Source organism: Halopseudomonas sp. (assembly GCF_036961105.1).
GTDB lineage: Bacteria > Pseudomonadota > Gammaproteobacteria > Pseudomonadales > Pseudomonadaceae > Halopseudomonas.
In genome coordinates this window covers 67642-83257 of the sequence record NZ_JBALWW010000010.1, presented here as the reverse complement: position 1 = coordinate 83257, position 15616 = coordinate 67642, and the positions used below count along the sequence as shown (strand labels likewise).

Sequence of the window (15616 nt, the reverse complement as noted above, 5' to 3'; positions counted from 1 at the left end):
GGCGAAAGCGCGCGGCGTTCGGGATTGCCTGCAGGCCGCGCGCACCTTTGGTCATGTCGCGGCTGGCCTTTGCCGGCCCTCTCTGTATAATGCGAATCGTTTCTATTCCCGACGACCCTGCTGCTGCGGTTTGGCTACGGTTGAACCTGCGCGTCTTTCAGAGAGCCACCTTATGAATCCTTCCCCTGCTGTAAAGTGCACGGTGTTCAAGAGCACGGCGCTGTCACTCGCCTTGTCTTCCCTCTTCGTTGCTGCCGTGGCGCATGCGCAGGAACCGGACACTACCGAGCCGAACGCCGATGCCGTCGAGCTGTCTGCCATGACCGTGAGCGCCAGCGCTGACGCTTCGGCGGACGGCCTGCCGCCAGCCTATGCCGGTGGCCAGGTGGCGGCGGGGTCGCGCGTGGGCGTGCTGGGCAATCAGGACTACATGGAAACCCCTTTCACCACCACCAGCTATACCCAGACGCTGATCCAGGACCAGCAGGCCGCCAGCATTGGCGATGTGCTGTTGAACGATCCGGCGGTTCGCGTGGCAAGGGGTTTTGGCAACTTCCAGCAGGTGTATATGGTGCGCGGTCTGCCGATTTTTTCGGACGATATCGCCTACAACGGGTTGTACGGTTTGCTGCCCCGTCAGTACATGGGCACCGAGTTTGTCGAACGGGTAGAAGTATTGCGCGGCGCCAACGCCTTTCTCAATGGCGCTGCCCCTGGCGGTAGCGGTTTGGGTGGCGCCATCAACATAGTGCCCAAGCGCGCCCCCAACGAGGCGCTGAATGAAGTGACCGCCGGTGTGCGCTCTGGTGGCCAGGCTTACGCCGCCGGCGATTTTGCCCGCCGTTTCGCCGATGATCGCATCGGTTTGCGCTTGAATATGGCGCGCCGTGACGGCGACACCGCCGTGGATGGCGAGTCCAGCGAGCTGAGCTTGCTGGCGCTGGGGGCAGATTATCGCGGAGACAAGCTGCGTGTTTCTGCTGACCTGGGTTATCAGAAGCATGAGATAGACGCCGGGCAGCCGAACATCACTATTGCGGCCGGTGTGCCCGTCGTGTCAGCACCCGACGCGGACGAGAGTGTGGCGCAAAGCTGGACTTATTCCGATGCGGAAGACACTTTTGGCACGCTGCGCGCCGAATATGACTTCAATGACGCTCTGATGGGTTGGGTTGCCGCCGGTGTTCGTGAAAGCGAAGAAATGAATTCCTTTGCAAATCCGACTGTAAATAACACCGCTGGTGATTTCTCTGCCTACCGATTCGATACCGCCCGTGAAGACAGCGTAGTCACAGGCGAGACCGGATTGCGATTCGGCTTCGATACCTGGGCCATAGGCCATTCTGTTAGTGCGTCTGCGTCAGCATATGAAATGAAATCGCGTGCTGCGTATATGTTCACCGGCTCTATCACCGGCAATATTTACGATTTCAACCAGGCTCCCAAACCTGCAGACGTCCCAACAGTGGGATCCTTTTCCGACCCGGAAACCACGCTTCGCATCCGCACGCATAGCCTGGCCTTGGCCGACACCCTTTCTTTTATGGATTCCCGTTTGCTGGTGACGCTCGGTGCCAGACACCAAACCATAGCGCAGAAAGATTATGACTACGTCACGGGTGCAGAGCAGAGCTCCTATGAGGAAAGCGCCGTGACCCCCATCGCCGGCGTGGTCTATCGCATCAATCCGGAGCTTTCGGCCTATGCCAACTACATCGAAGGGTTGGTCAAGGGCGACGTAGTCAGCGAGTTTTCCGGTTCTACGCCCATCGCCAACGCCGGTGAAGCGCTTGACCCCTACATCACCCGCCAGGCCGAGCTGGGGCTGAAGTACGACGGTGGACGGGTGGGCGGCAGCCTGGGTGTGTTCCGCAGCCGCAAGTCTGAAGCCGGGCTGGATGTCGCGACCAATATTTACGGCGTGATCGGCAAGCAGACCAACCGTGGGCTGGAATTCAACGCCTTCGGTCAGGCCACCAACGACCTGACGGTGCTGGGCGGCTTCAGCCTGCTCGACACCGAACTGGAAGGCAACGAAGGCATAGGCGCTCCCGAGCTGCAGGCCAACCTGGGATTGGATTATCTGGTGCCCGGCGTGGACGGTCTGGCCCTTGACGGTCGCATGATCTACACCAGCGAGCAGTACATCGATGCCGACAACAGCCGCGAAATCCCGTCCTGGATGCGCTTTGATCTGGGAGCGCGTTACAGCATGCTGATCAACGACGCTCAGGAGCTGACAGTGCGGGCTCGGGTCGAGAACGTGGCCAATCGCGATTACTGGGCCTCGGCTGGCGGTTATCCGGGTGCCGGCTACCTGACGGTGGGTGCGCCGCGCACGTTGGTGGTATCGACCACGCTGGATTTCTGATCGCGGCTGACGCCCGCTCGTCCAGCACGGCCGCTGAGCCGCATCAGCGGCTGAACCTCAGTTGATCGCGCGCGGCAGGCAGCAGACAAAGCAGAGCGTTTCCTCGTTCTGCTCGGCCTGCAGGCTCCCGCCGTGCGCGCGTGCTATTTCCCTCGCCAGATAAAGGCTAATGCCCAATCCACTACGGTGGAGGGGGCCTTCCGCATGGCTGTGCGGGTTGAACAGAGTATTCAGGGGCAGATTCTGTTCGCTGGTCTGATTGGCAACCTGCAGACAAAGCATCCTGTCCGCCTCGCTCAGGCTGATGCTCACTGGTGTGCCCCGGCGGCGATGGCCGAAGGCGTTGTTCAGCAGAATATCCAATAGCTCGCTGCAGCGAGATGTGTCCAGGGTCGCGGTCATGCCGGTTGGAATATCAAGGTGCGACTGCGCGGTATCGTTATTCGGCTGACAGGCAATCAGGCGCTCGTGGATGAGAGCCGAGAGATCGCAATCTGCCAGGCTGAGGTTGATCCTCTCGCCCTCATGCAACCGATTGACTTCCAGGGTGCGACGAATCAGTGCTTGCATACGTTGGCTGGCGTCGCGAATGTGCTGTTGCAAGTCGAGGTTGCGATCACCGCTCACGTGCAACAGACCCACCGACATGCCGATCGATTGCAGCGGGTTGTACAGGCTGTGACCCAGCGCCGATATCCAGCGCCGCTGAGCTGCCACGGTCTGCTGCATCTGCGTCAGGCGCAGTTCCAGCAGGTCGGTGCGGAGGCGCTCAGCCTGGGTCAGGTCTTCCGTTCTCCACGCCAGGCTGCGGCTGGCATCTGGTTTGCGAAACCAGAACAACCAGCCGTCATGGTGCGCATCAAAACGTATCGCCAGAACCTCGCTCAAGTCTTTCACCGGGCGTTCCAGCCGTTGAATCAGACAAGGCGCATTGCCATCCTGCGCAGCCAGGGTATCGGCAAGATGACGGGCGAGCGGCGCAAGGGCGGGGTCGGAGCCGCGCGCCTCGCCGTCCAGCGTGGCGGCTACGGCATCGCATGGAAGCAGTTCGCTTAGGTAATCGCTGGATGTTATCAGGGTATCGAGCAGTTGATCACTGTGTTGCAGCCGCTTTAGCAACTGCAAACGTGCGCGCCGTGCGGCATCAGATTGGAGCGAAGACGCCGAAGCGCTGCGATGGGATACATTCATTAAAAATCCGGGAAACGGTGAAGGTAAAGAGGTTGAAGCCCGGCTTGACGCCTACCTGTCCCAAGGCTGCCAAGTGAAGACTTGCTCCGATGCGTTAACCCAGTATAGGCCTGGATGTTTCAACCTGCCCGCCAGTGGGATAGGAAATTGGAACTGTCGGACAATATCTGTACATTGGCTAGCTCGCAATGAGCTAGACGGGCATGCAGGATGCTGGCGAACTTTCAGGGAACGCAAGCAGGCGCACGATACTCTTCTGACAATGCGGCACCCTTTTTTATAGCAATACGAGAACGCCATGGCCAAGCAACCTCCACGCACCCGCTCGCGCGGCGCCCAGTCGGTACCGCAAAATCAGCCCCAGCTGCAACCCAGCGGGCTGGACTTTCCGGTGGTGGGCATCGGCGCCTCGGCTGGCGGTCTGCAGGCAATCATACGGTTTCTGGAACATTTGCCAGCCAAGAGCAATATGGCCTTTGTGGTGGTCATGCACCTCTCGCCGCGTCACGAAAGCAACGCAGCCAAGATCATGCAGGGTCATACCTCGATGCCGGTGCAGCAGGTGACCAAGGCCGTGCCGATCGAGAAGAATCGGGTGTATGTGATTTCGCCGGCTCAGCAACTGTTGATGAACGACGGGCATCTGCGGGTGCGCGAGCCGGAGCCTAGCCGCGGCGGTCATGTGGCGATAGATCTGTTCTTTCGCGATCTGGCCGATGTGCACAAGGAGCGCGCCTTCTGTGTGGTGCTGTCCGGCACGGGCAGTGACGGTGCGGTGGGGCTGTCGCGCATCAAGGAGCAGGGCGGCGTAACCCTGGCGCAGGCACCGGATGATGCCGAGTACGATGACATGCCGCGCAGCGCCATCGCCACCGGCAACGTGGATCTGGTGCTGCCGGTAGTGGAAATGCCGCAACGCTTGATCGAGCTGTGGCAGAACGCCCGCAGCATTCACCTGCCCCACGCCGAGGAGACAGATCTGGCTTCGGCCTCTACGCCCGAAGGGCAAGTGCAGGACGCTGAGAATGCATTGCGCGAGATCCTCCATCTGCTGTTCAACCGCACCGGTCACAACTTCCGGCATTACAAGCGCGCCAAGGTGCTGCGCCGCATTGAGCGGCGCATGCAGGTCACGGCGCAGCCGGATCTGAACACCTACCTGAGTTATTTGCAGGAGCACCGTGAAGAGGCCAAGGCGCTGCTGGGCGACATGCTGATCGGTGTGACCAATTTCTTCCGCGACCGGGAGGCCTTCGAAGCCCTGGAGCGCGATGTTATCCCCAACCTGTTTGGTGAGCCGGACGGTCTGCGGGACGACGAAGGGGAGATTCGAGTCTGGTCTGCCGGCTGCTCGTCTGGCGAGGAAGCCTATTCACTGGCCATGCTGCTCGTGGATCAGGCGCGCCTGGCAGACCATCCGCCCAAGCTGCAGGTATTTGCTACCGATATCGATGAGCGTGCAATTGCCACTGGTCGGCATGGGATCTACCCGGAGTCAATCCTCACCGATGTGCCGCCGAGCCGTCTGCGCGAATACTTCGTCAAGCAGCAGCAAAGTTATCAGGTAAAGAAGGAGATACGTGAACGGGTACTTTTTGCCCAGCACAGTTTGCTGCGTGATCCGCCCTTTTCACGGTTGCAGTTGATCGTCTGCCGTAACCTGCTGATCTACCTGAACCGGGACGTGCAGCGCCAGATCCTGCAGATGTTCCATTTTGCTCTGCGCCCGGGAGGCTACCTGTTTCTGGGCAACTCCGAGTCGGCGGACCTGTGTCAGGATCTGTTCGCCCCGGTAGACAAAAAGAACCGTGTTTTCCGCGCCAAGGCTGGCCTGGTAGCGCACCGGCCCATGTCTACCATGTCGACGGTGGTGGGTCAGAAACAGAGTGCTCCGGCGCAGCAACGCTTCAGCGAGCCACGCCGTCAGTCGCTGGCCGAGGTGCATCAACGGGTACTGGAGCAGTATGCGCCGCCAAGCGTGATCGTCAATCCGGAGTCGGACATAGTGCACATGTCGGACCGCGCCGGGCATTTCCTGCGGTATGTCGGTGGTGAGCCTTCGCACAATCTGCTCACCCTGGTACGGCCCGAGCTGCGCCTGGAACTGCGCACCGCGCTGTTTCAGGCCATTCAGTCGAACAAGAGCGTGGAGGCGCGCCGGGTCAAGGTCAAACGCGAGGGCAAGCGCTATTACATCAACATGATCGCGCGGCCGTTCAAGGAGGAGGAGACCAACAGCGAGTTCGTGCTGGTGTTGTTCGACGAAGTTGAAGACACCATGGGTGACGAAACCGAGGAGTCGCACGAGGGCGCCAAGGACAGCGTGCTCTCGCAGCTTGAAGAAGAACTGCAGCGCACCAAACTGCAACTGCAGGACACGCTGGAGCAATCGCGGGTCTCCACCGAGGAACTAAAGGCATCAAACGAAGAGTTGCAGGCGATCAACGAAGAACTGCGCTCGGCCACCGAAGAGCTGGAGACCAGCAAGGAAGAGCTGCAGTCGATCAACGAAGAGCTGATCACGGTCAACCACGAGCTCAAGATCAAGGTCGAGGAAACCGACAAGATCAACGACGACCTGCAGAATCTGATCACTTCGACCGACATCGCCACCGTATTCGTCGACCGCAGCCTGCGCATCAAATGGTTTACCCCGCGTGCCACGGATATTTTCAGCATGTTGCCGGTGGACTCCGGGCGCTCGCTGATGGATATCACCCACCGCCTGGATTACGCCGAGATGGCCGATGACGCCGACCACGTATTCGAGTCACTGACGACGGTAGAGCGTGAAGTGCGCAGTAGCGACGATCGCTACTATCTGGCGCGGCTGCTGCCTTATCGCACCAGCGAAGACTATATTGAAGGCGCGGTCCTTACCTTCATTGACGTGACGGCCCGCCGCGCCGCTGAGGCGGAGCTACGTCTGGGTGAGGAGCGCATGCGAGTCGTGGCGGAAAGCACCGAGGACCATGCGATTATCGTGCTCGACCCCGAGGGCCTGATCACCAGCTGGAACCGTGGCGCAGAATTGATCTTCGGCTACGACCGCAATGAGGTCATCGGCCAGAACTGTGATCTCATATTCGTCCCGGAAGATCGCGCCAACGGTGTGCCCGAAGATGAACTGCGCCGCGCGCGTGAAAACGGCCGCGCGGATGACGAGCGCTGGCACCTGCGCAAGGATGGCTCGCGCTTCTATTGCAGCGGTGTGGTCAATGTACTCGACAGCGACAGTTTCAAGGGCTATGTGAAAATTGCTCGTGACCTTACCGAACGCCAGCGCATTCTCGATGCCCAGCAGATGCAGCTGGATGAGACGCGCAGTGCCAGCCAGCTGAAGGACGAGTTTTTCGCCGTCATGTCGCACGAGCTGAAACATCCGCTGAATCTGATTCAACTGAATGCCGAGCTGATGAGCCGGCTGCCGGCCACGCGCGCGGTGCCGGTAGCGGCCAAGGCGGTACGTACCATTCAGGAAGCGGTCAGTGGGCAGGCGCGCATCATTGACGATCTGCTGGATGTCTCCCGGGTGCGTACCGGCAAGCTCAAATTGCAGCGCAGCGCCGTGGACCTGGGGCGGCTGTTGCAGGACATCCACCGCGTGGTGAGCAAGGATGGCGAGACGCGCACCATCAGCCTGCAGATCGACAAGCCGGCCGACGGTGTGCTGCTGGTGCATGCCGACCCGGTACGGGTAGAGCAGATCATCTGGAACCTGCTGCACAACGCATTGAAGTTCACGGCCGAGGACGGACAGATCGAGCTGCGCGCCAGCCTGGAAGACCAGCAGGCGCGTGTTGTGGTGGCCGACAACGGCCTGGGCATAGCGGCTGATTTTCTCGACAAGGTGTTTGATCTGTTCGGTCAGGCCGATACCCAGCACGTGCGCCTGCATCGCGAAGGCCTGGGTATAGGGCTTTCGCTGGTGCGCCAGTTGGCCGAAGCACAGGGCGGCTCGGTGGCGGTAAATTCAGCCGGTCTGGACAAGGGCAGTACCTTTACCGTCTGGCTGCCCCTGTATCAGGAGCGTCCGCTGCCCGACGACCAGCCACAACCCAATGACGGCGAGCGTCTGCGCGGTGTGCAGGTATTGCTGGTAGACGACTCGGTGGAGGTGCTGGAGGTAATGAACATGCTATTGCAGGCCGAAGGCGCCACCGTTCACGCGTTCAGTGAACCGGCGCAAGCACTGGAACAAGCCAGCTCGCTACCGGTGGAGTTGATCATCTCCGACATTGGCATGCCCCACATGAGCGGTCATGAGCTGATCAAGGCCTTGCGCAAGATACCGGCGCTGACCTCGGTGCCAGCGCTGGCCATGACCGGCTACGGTAGCCAGGACGACGTGCGTAAAGCCTTGGCTGCGGGCTTTGATCAACACGTTGGCAAGCCGGTTTCCTACGAGGGGCTGATCGACGCCATCAAGCAGCTGGAGCTGGACCGCAAGCGCTAGCACCTGCGGCCAGTCATGCTCAGTAGCGCTCGAGCCAATGGGCGTAAGGCGCTGGCAGTGTGGCCCAGGATGGTTTTTCGACCTGCAGCTCGCGGGCAGCATGGTAGGCCCAATGCGGATTGGCCAGGTGCGCCTTGCCCACCATCACCAGATCCAGCTGTCCGTCTTGCACCGCCTTTTCCGCGATCTGCGGCTCGCCAAAGCCCCATGCCGAGGATACCGGCACTGCTGCCTCGTCACGCACCCGTTGCGCAATCGGACCCATGAAGGCCGGTGCCCAGGGGATCTTTGCCGTCGGGATGTTGAAGCCGATGCTGACGCTCATCATGTCCATGCCGTGCGTCTTGAACTGCCGTGTCAGGCCGATGGCCTCGGCCAGCGTCTGCTCGTCGCGACCATCAAACTCGATCACACCGAAACGAATGGTCAGCGGCAGACGCTCGGGCCACACCTCGCGCACCGCGCGCAGGGTTTCCAGCAGAAAACGGCCGCGGTTCTCGGCATTGCCACCGTAGGCATCGGTGCGCTGGTTGGCGTGGGCCGAGAAGAAGCTCTGCGCCAGGTAGCCGTGGGCGAAGTGCAGCTCCAGCCATTCGAAGCCGACTGCCAGGGCGCGCTTGGCCGCGGCGACAAAATCGTTACGCACCCGGGCAATGTCGTCCAGCGTCATCGCCGTGGGCACCTTGGGCAGATGCGCGCCGAAGGCCAGCGCGCTGGGCGCAATTGTCTGCCAGCCACGGACATCGTCATTGGCGATATGATCGTCGCCTTCCCAGGGCCGGTTGGCGCTGGCCTTGCGCCCGGCGTGGGCAATCTGGATGCCCGGCACCGCGCCGTTGGCCTTGATGCCCTGAACCACAGGCACGAAAGCCTCTGCCAGGCGATCATTCCAGATACCGGCACAGGCGGGCGTAATGCGGCCTTCTGGCGACACCGCCGTGGCCTCCACTATCACCAGACCCGCGCCGCCGCGTGCCATGCCCGTATAGTTGGCTACATGCCATTCGTTGATCAGTCCCTCGGTTGCGGAGTACTGGCACATGGGCGGCACCGCAATACGGTTGCGCAGGGTGACGTCTTTCAAAGTGAAGGGTTGGAATAGTGCGGACATGAAGACTCCGGTAGAGAAAGAAAACCCGGTTGGGCTTGTTTAGTTGTTCGATAATATTGGAACTATGGATCATAAGTAAAGCCTTGTGTATGATTCGGCCCATGCGACCCTTCAAACATCCTCCGGTAAGTGACTTCAGCCTTGAGCGCGTGCTCTATGCGCTGAGCGACCCCGTGCGTCTGGAAGTGGTGCAGCGCCTGTCCGAAGTGGACGAGGCCAGCTGCGGCGAGCTGGACGGCGGCCGACCCAAGTCGAGCATGTCGCATCACTTCCGGGTATTGCGTGATGCCGGGCTGGTCTGCACCAAGGGCGTGGGCACCACCCACATGAATTCGCTGCGTCGCGCCGAGCTGGATCAGCGCTTCCCGGGATTGTTGACAGCCATTCTTGCGCAGCACACACCAAGCGCCTGAAGCGGCTGCCCTGACGCTTTACCAATCCCTGAAGCCGGGCTATGTTTGAAACAAATGGCAGGACGCTACTGTCGAGGAGTCAGGGATGGCCCGCAGTCAACGCACCACTTCTTATGCCGATGTGTTCATGCTCATCGGGCGGCTGCCCTGGTGGAGCCATCTGCTTTTCGCTGTGCCGAGCTGGTGGCTGCTGCGGCATTACGCCAGCAGCCCGCTGCCGGCTGCAGAGGCCGCCCTCTATGGCGGCTTGCCCGATTCGTTATTTACCCAGCTCGCTCTGCGTCAACTGGCCCAGGTGGCGCAGTATCTGCTGCCGCTGGCGCTGATCTGTAGCGGCCTGTTGAGCCGGCATCAGCAGCTGGCCTGGCGCCGGCGCCAGGCCTTGGCGCAAGATCCGGCCGCGCTCTTGCAGCGCATGGCGTGGCCCGAGTTTCAACAACTGCTGGAAGAAACCTACCGGCCCAAGGGCTACGCCCTGCTGAGCGCTCACGGCGCCGCGGCCGAGGGCGCAGCAGATCTGCTGCTGTACCGTGGCGATGAGCGTTACCTGCTGTGCTGCCGGTACTGGCGCGCAGGTCGTATCGGGGTTGCGCCGCTGCGTGAATGCTTCACGCAACTGGTGGCTACCGGCGCGGTGGGTGCGGCTATGGTCAGCATCGGCGCATTCAGCGACAAGGCCAGGCGCTTTGCGGCCGAGCGCAACCTCCTGCTGATTGATGGGGCGTTGTTGCAGCAATGGCTGCTGGTCAGCCAGCCTCCAGCGCCGCAAGCCATCACTCCAGCACCGCCACCGACTTGATCTGCGCCCATAACAACTGTCCCTCTTGCAATCCCAGCTGCTCGCCGGAATAGCGGGTGATCCGCGCCAGCAGCGGCGAGCCTTGCAGGTCCAGGCGTACCAGCAGGTGCGCCGGGTTATCGGCGGGCGTCAGCATCACCACGCGCGCAGGCAACAGGTTGAGTATGCTGCTGTGCTGCGGCTGCTGCAGGCTGAGGCTGACATCGCGAGCCTGCACCCGCACGCGCAACGGCTGGCCAATGGCAAGTGGCCGATGGGCCACACGGATGCAGTGTTCGCTGCCGGGCAATTGCAAACTGAGCAGTTGGTAGTGACTGTCGTAGCCGACCACCAGACCCTGTATCACCACGCCAGCGTCATCGCCCTGCGCCAGTGGTAGATCAAGACGTGGTAGCAGCGCGTTGAGTCGATCGCTGGCCAGCGCCCGGCCATGCTCCAGCAGCACCATGTGATCGGCCAGCCGGGCAACTTCATCCAGCGCGTGGCTAACGTACAGAATCGGGATCTGCAGCTCGCCATGCAGGCGCTCCAGGTAGGGCAGCACCTCTGCCTTGCGCGGTGAATCCAATGCGCTCAGGGGCTCGTCCATCAGTAGCAGCTGCGGGCTGGTCAGCAAGGCTCGGGCAATACCCACCCGCTGGCGCTCACCACCGGACAGGTGAGCGGGCAGGCGCGGCAGCAGCGGCGCAATACCCAGCAGCTTGACTGCCTGATCCAGGCTGATACGCCGTTGCGCTGCGTCGATACGGCGGTAGCCAAACAGCAGGTTGTCCTTCACCGACAGATGAGCAAAGAGGCTGGCTTCCTGAAACACGTAGCCCAGGGCCCGCTGATGGGTGGGCACAAAACGGCTGTTCTGGCTATCCTGCCAAGATTCACCGTTGAACAGCAGCCTGCCTTGCGGCGCCTGCTCCAGCCCGGCAATGCAGCGCAGCAGACTGGTCTTGCCTGAACCGGAGGGGCCAAACAGCGCGGTAACGCCCTGCGCCGGTAGTTGCAGGTCGACATTCAGCGTGAAGTTGTCGAGCGGCAGATGGAAGCGGGCTTCTAGCATAGGTCGGGCTCAGTTGATGGCGCGGTTGGCGGCCAGCCCGCGCGCCTGCAGGGCAAGCAGAATGGCAAAGGAAAATACCAGCATGCCGGCGGCGAGCCAGTGCGCCCGGGCGTACTCCATGGCCTCCACGTGATTGAATATCTGTACCGACACCACGCGTGTCTGATCGGGAATATTGCCGCCGATCATCAGCACCACGCCGAACTCACCCAGGGTGTGCGCGAAACCCAGCACGCTGGCGGTTACCAGACCTGGCCGTGCCAGCGGCAGGGCGACATGGAAGAAACGGTCGAGCGGCCCGGCGCGCAGGGTGGCCGCCACTTCCAGGGGCCGCGGCCCCATGGCGCTGAAGGCGTTCTGTATCGGTTGCACGACAAAGGGCAGCGAATAGAACAGCGAGCCCACCACCAGGCCGGCAAAGGTAAAGGGCAGGGTGCCCAGGCCCAGGCTCTGGGTCAGCGCGCCTACCGGGCCCTGCGGCCCCATGGCGACCAGCAGATAGAAACCGATCACCGTGGGCGGCAGCACCAGTGGCATGGCGACCAGAGCGCCTATCGGCGCCTTCAGCCAGCTGCGCGTGTGTGCCAGCCACCAGGCCAGGGGTGTACCCAGCAGCAGCAACAGCGCGGTGGTGATGCTGGCCAGTTGCAGGGTCAGCCAGATGGCGGCGAAGTCGGCGCTGGTAAGTGGCATGGCTGCTAGAGCTGGTCGCCCAATTGGTAACCGAAAGAGCGGATGATCGCAGCGGCGCGTTCACCGTGCAGATAGTCCACCAGGGCCTGGGCTGCGGGATTATCGGCAGCCTCGCGCAGGATTACCGCGTCCTGACGGATGGGGTCGTGCAGCTCGGCTGGGACCAGCCAGGCGGAGCCTTCCGCGAGCTTGCCGTCGCGGTAGACCTGCGACAGCGCGACAAAGCCCAGCTCGGCATTGCCGCTGGCAACAAACTGATAGGCCTGGCCAATACTCTGGCCTTCCACCAGCCTGGGTGCGAGCTGCTTCTGCAGCCCCAAGGCCTGCATTACCTGGGTGGCAGCAAAACCATAAGGGGCGGTTTTCGGGTTGGCGATGGCCAGATGCTTGAATTTGTCGCTGCGCAGCACAGCGCCGCTGTCATCCACCAGTGTCGCCTGAGCGGACCACAAGGCCAATGCACCTGTGGCGTAGGTAAAGCGCGAACCCGCTACCACCTGACCCTCGCTTTCAAGCCGGGCCGGGGTGCGGTTATCGGCGGCGAGAAAAACATCGAAGGGCGCGCCGTGCTTTATCTGCGCATAGAGCTGACCGGTGGATCCAAAAGAGGCGATCAGCTGGTGACCGGTATCCTCGGCGAAAGCGCTGGCAATAGCCTGCGTGGGCGCGGTGAAATTCGCTGCGACGGCGACCCGTACCTCTGCGGCCAAGGCGCTGGTGGCCGGCAACAGTATCAGAAGTAAAATGCCGATAATCTGACGCATGGTGGTTCCTTCGGGCACACGAGCCATGGGCTCGAATAGTGACTGGAACCGCTATATTATTGTTTATATAACGAAGCGCAAGCGGGTTGTCGCTCTGACGCTGGCACGAGGGGAGTGATAACGGCGCTGGCGTCTGGAAAATTACCGCGATCAGCAGGCTCAGTACGCGCAATGCAGCGGCTCACTCACGGCATCCCAGGCGATGGCACAATCAAAGGACACCTGTTGATGAAACTCGAAGGACAACTCTGGTTTGCCCATGAAGGTCGTAACCTGGCCGGGCAGGCGCGTATCGAACTGTTGCAGCAGATAGCACTTACCGGCTCCATCAGTCAGGCCGCCAGGGCTGCCGGCATGAGTTACAAGACCGCCTGGGACGCAGTGGATGCGATGAACAAGGCCACCGGCGCGCCGCTGGTACAGCGCTCGGTAGGCGGCAAGGGCGGTGGTGGCACGCGGCTGACGGCTGCGGGCGAACAACTGGTTGCGGCTTTCGAGCGCTATCAACAGGAGCATCAGGCGTTTATTTCGCGGTTGGCAGAAGACCAGAGCCTGGAGCCCTACCTGCAAGTGATGAACCGCCTGCGCCTGCGCACCAGCGCGCGCAATCAACTCTACGCCCGGGTAACGCAGGTCGAAGCGCAGGGCCTGAATGATCGTATTGCGCTGCAGCTTGATGGCGGCCAGCAATTGGTGGCGCTGGTAACCCACGCCAGCACCGAGCGGCTGGATCTGCGCCCGGGCGTGGAGGTGTTCGCTTTGATCAAGGCTCCCTGGGTGCGTCTGGCCCCCCCGCAGCCGACGCTGAATCGGTTGGAAGGCGAGATAATCCACCTTGCAAAGGGCAAACAGGGCGCTGAGTTGCACGTGCAATTGCTAGAAGGTCCTTTGCTGATCGCCTTAGTGACAGACGATCAGGTATTGCAGGGCGTTGGGCAGTCGGTCACTCTCTGGGTGGAGCCTGAGCAGATTATTCTCTGTGCGGTTTAAGGGCAGATGAATGGCGTCACGTTGAGCAGGAATATATTGCCCGGATTGCGGTTTTTCCGGATAGTTGTCAGGTAGTTGATCGCGCGTTGCCCCCGATTGATAAGGATGTTTTTGATGATAAGGATATTGTTGCCGCTCTGCGTTTTACTGTCAGGCTGCATTGCCTACCAAGTCTCTCCTCCCCTTGATGACCAATTGAGTGCGTCAGCACATACGCTGCGAGCAAACCCTGCGGTGAGCATCAATACCTCCGTGGAACGGGTTGGGGATGGCAATCTCTGCGCTATGACGTCAGGCTTGATTCCAAGCCCGACGCCGGGGTGTCCCTATTTGCTAAAAGCACGCTTGCTTGTTTCTGATGGCGCTGGTCAGCACAGAATTGAGCAGGAGTATCGAGTCAATCGGTTGCAAGGATTTGACGCCCTCTTTGGAGCGCCAAGTTCAGCCTGGATTTATCGTGGAGAGCTTGATGCCCGTGCTGTCGAGCGCACACTGCTCAACCGTTATGTCGAGACGAATAACAATAACCCTGTTGGGAGTCCATGATGCTTAAAATCCTTGTTTCCCTTACGTTGTTTGGCTTGCTAGCAGGTTGCGTTGCGGCACCGGTGGTGCCGCCGATACAAGGCCCAAAGGCTGTTATTGACGACAGCTACTTGCGAGAGGGGCAGGGGCAAGCGCACTTTTTTTACGTAGAGAGTATCGACGGGAAATGGGTAAAAAATACCTATAGTGAAACTTACCTCAAGTCGATCAGTACAGGCGCGGCCTTCGTCATGACCGGTCAGTCCAGAGAGTTACGCGCAGAAGATACCCGTCTGGCTTTGGTCGGCCGCATAGGCTTTGCCGTCGGTCTCCAGGAGATGATGTATAGCGGTGAAAGGTATCTGGTCGAAGGCAGTGTTAATTTTAGCCCCAAGGCTGATACGCACTACCTGGTAAAGGGCGCGCTGACACCTGAAGGATCAGCTGTCTGGGTAGAGGATACTCAAGGCAATCTCGCTTCCAGCGTGGTTGGTTCAGAGCAGGCTTATGTCAGCGATATTCAGCGTAGGGGCGTGGGTATGGACGTTGATGGGGAGAGCGGCAATAACAGTCAGTCCTCCGCCAGAGACGCTCTGTTTGCTTCGATTCAGAGCGGGGAGAGCAGCGACGCTGTGAAGGCGCGCATGGGCGAGCCGGATAGGTATTCGCGACAGGACCCCAATCCATTGTTGGTGGGGCGTAAAGGGTATTCCAGTTACCACTATGATGGGTTGGGCGAGGTGCAGATTCGTGACGGGTTTGTTTTCAGGATTCTGCCACAGGTGGTAATACCCAATGAGCTGGCAGATATACGCAGTGGCCTTTACACCGGAGACAGCGAATCCCTGCGTCAATTAGCACAAAATCTATTCAAGGTCGGAGAGGCCCGGCAGGACGCGCTCGACTTAGTAGCGCAAAGACTCTGGGACGGCAAGGCAGAAGAGGGGCACAATACCGTCGATGCCATGGCCTGGTTTTGTCGTTTACTGGGTAAAAGCGGAAATTCGCGTTATCGGAAACTCATGGCGCAACTGGAGCAGCAGGCGGAAACGCGCAAACTGCGCCGTTATGCTGGCAACGCCCTGCAAGAGTTGCCGGTCAGCAGCGTTGAGCAATTTGAACCGCGGCAGGGCTGATTTCCCGGGTAACGAGCTGCTATTTGCGAGTGTGTTTATCAGGAGTCGGTACAGCAGGGTTGCTGAGCTGTGTGGAATGGCTCAGCGCAGATTATCTTCATTGCAATATCAGT

At 60.6% G+C, this 15616-nt stretch carries 12 protein-coding genes; 7 read left to right on the top strand and 5 right to left on the bottom strand.

Features of this window, described 5'->3' with window-relative positions; genetic code table 11:
• The first annotated feature begins 172 nt into the window (after nucleotides 1-172).
• A complete protein-coding gene (locus V7756_RS11565; RefSeq protein ID WP_335610328.1) occupies nucleotides 173-2371 on the top strand; it encodes a TonB-dependent receptor in 2199 nt (732 codons plus the stop codon).
• Between the two features lie 57 nt (nucleotides 2372-2428).
• On the opposite strand, the gene V7756_RS11560 is transcribed toward V7756_RS11565, so the two are convergent.
• Nucleotides 2429-3562, bottom strand: a complete 1134-nt coding sequence (locus V7756_RS11560) for a GAF domain-containing sensor histidine kinase (RefSeq protein ID WP_335610327.1) — start codon at nucleotides 3560-3562, stop codon at nucleotides 2429-2431.
• Nucleotides 3563-3860: 298 nt separating this feature from the next.
• On the opposite strand from V7756_RS11560, the gene V7756_RS11555 reads away from it, so the two are divergent.
• Entirely contained in the window at nucleotides 3861-8018 is a 4158-nt protein-coding gene (locus tag V7756_RS11555; protein ID WP_335610326.1) for a CheR family methyltransferase, read from the top strand.
• Nucleotides 8019-8037: 19 nt separating this feature from the next.
• Here V7756_RS11555 and V7756_RS11550 read toward each other — a convergent pair whose 3' ends face one another.
• Nucleotides 8038-9129 carry an NADH:flavin oxidoreductase/NADH oxidase gene (locus tag V7756_RS11550; protein ID WP_335610325.1) on the bottom strand — a complete coding sequence of 364 codons (1092 nt, stop codon included), beginning with the start codon at nucleotides 9127-9129 and terminating at the stop codon, nucleotides 8038-8040.
• 101 nt (nucleotides 9130-9230) lie between these two features.
• Here V7756_RS11550 and V7756_RS11545 point away from each other — a divergent pair, with 101 nt between their 5' ends.
• Complete coding sequence (locus tag V7756_RS11545) at nucleotides 9231-9542, top strand: ArsR/SmtB family transcription factor (protein WP_335610324.1); 312 nt, start codon at nucleotides 9231-9233, stop codon at nucleotides 9540-9542.
• A gap of 85 nt (nucleotides 9543-9627) precedes the next feature.
• Nucleotides 9628-10341, top strand: a complete 714-nt coding sequence (locus V7756_RS11540; RefSeq protein WP_335610323.1) for a restriction endonuclease — start codon at nucleotides 9628-9630, stop codon at nucleotides 10339-10341.
• Here V7756_RS11540 and modC read toward each other — a convergent pair.
• Genes modC through modA form a run of 3 tightly spaced genes read right to left on the bottom strand, consistent with a single transcriptional unit; the run spans nucleotide 10316 to nucleotide 12852 of the window.
• Entirely contained in the window at nucleotides 10316-11395 is a 1080-nt protein-coding gene (gene modC / locus V7756_RS11535) for a molybdenum ABC transporter ATP-binding protein (RefSeq protein WP_335610322.1), read from the bottom strand. The genes V7756_RS11540 and modC overlap by 26 nt on opposite strands.
• A 9-nt stretch (nucleotides 11396-11404) precedes the next feature.
• Complete coding sequence (modB, locus tag V7756_RS11530) at nucleotides 11405-12088, bottom strand: molybdate ABC transporter permease subunit (RefSeq protein ID WP_335610321.1); 684 nt, start codon at nucleotides 12086-12088, stop codon at nucleotides 11405-11407.
• Nucleotides 12089-12093: 5 nt separating this feature from the next.
• Complete coding sequence (gene modA / locus V7756_RS11525) at nucleotides 12094-12852, bottom strand: molybdate ABC transporter substrate-binding protein (protein ID WP_335610320.1); 759 nt, start codon at nucleotides 12850-12852, stop codon at nucleotides 12094-12096.
• A gap of 228 nt (nucleotides 12853-13080) precedes the next feature.
• Between modA and V7756_RS11520 the strand changes: the two genes are divergently transcribed.
• The 3 genes from V7756_RS11520 (at nucleotide 13081) to V7756_RS11510 (ending at nucleotide 15503) form a co-directional block, all read left to right on the top strand.
• Entirely contained in the window at nucleotides 13081-13842 is a 762-nt protein-coding gene (locus tag V7756_RS11520) for a TOBE domain-containing protein (RefSeq protein WP_335610319.1), read from the top strand.
• A 114-nt stretch (nucleotides 13843-13956) separates the two neighbouring features.
• Complete coding sequence (locus tag V7756_RS11515) at nucleotides 13957-14388, top strand: hypothetical protein (protein ID WP_335610318.1); 432 nt, start codon at nucleotides 13957-13959, stop codon at nucleotides 14386-14388.
• Entirely contained in the window at nucleotides 14388-15503 is a 1116-nt protein-coding gene (locus V7756_RS11510) for a hypothetical protein (protein WP_335610317.1), read from the top strand. Before V7756_RS11515 ends, V7756_RS11510 begins: the two co-directional genes overlap by 1 nt.
• Nucleotides 15504-15616 lie beyond the last annotated feature (113 nt).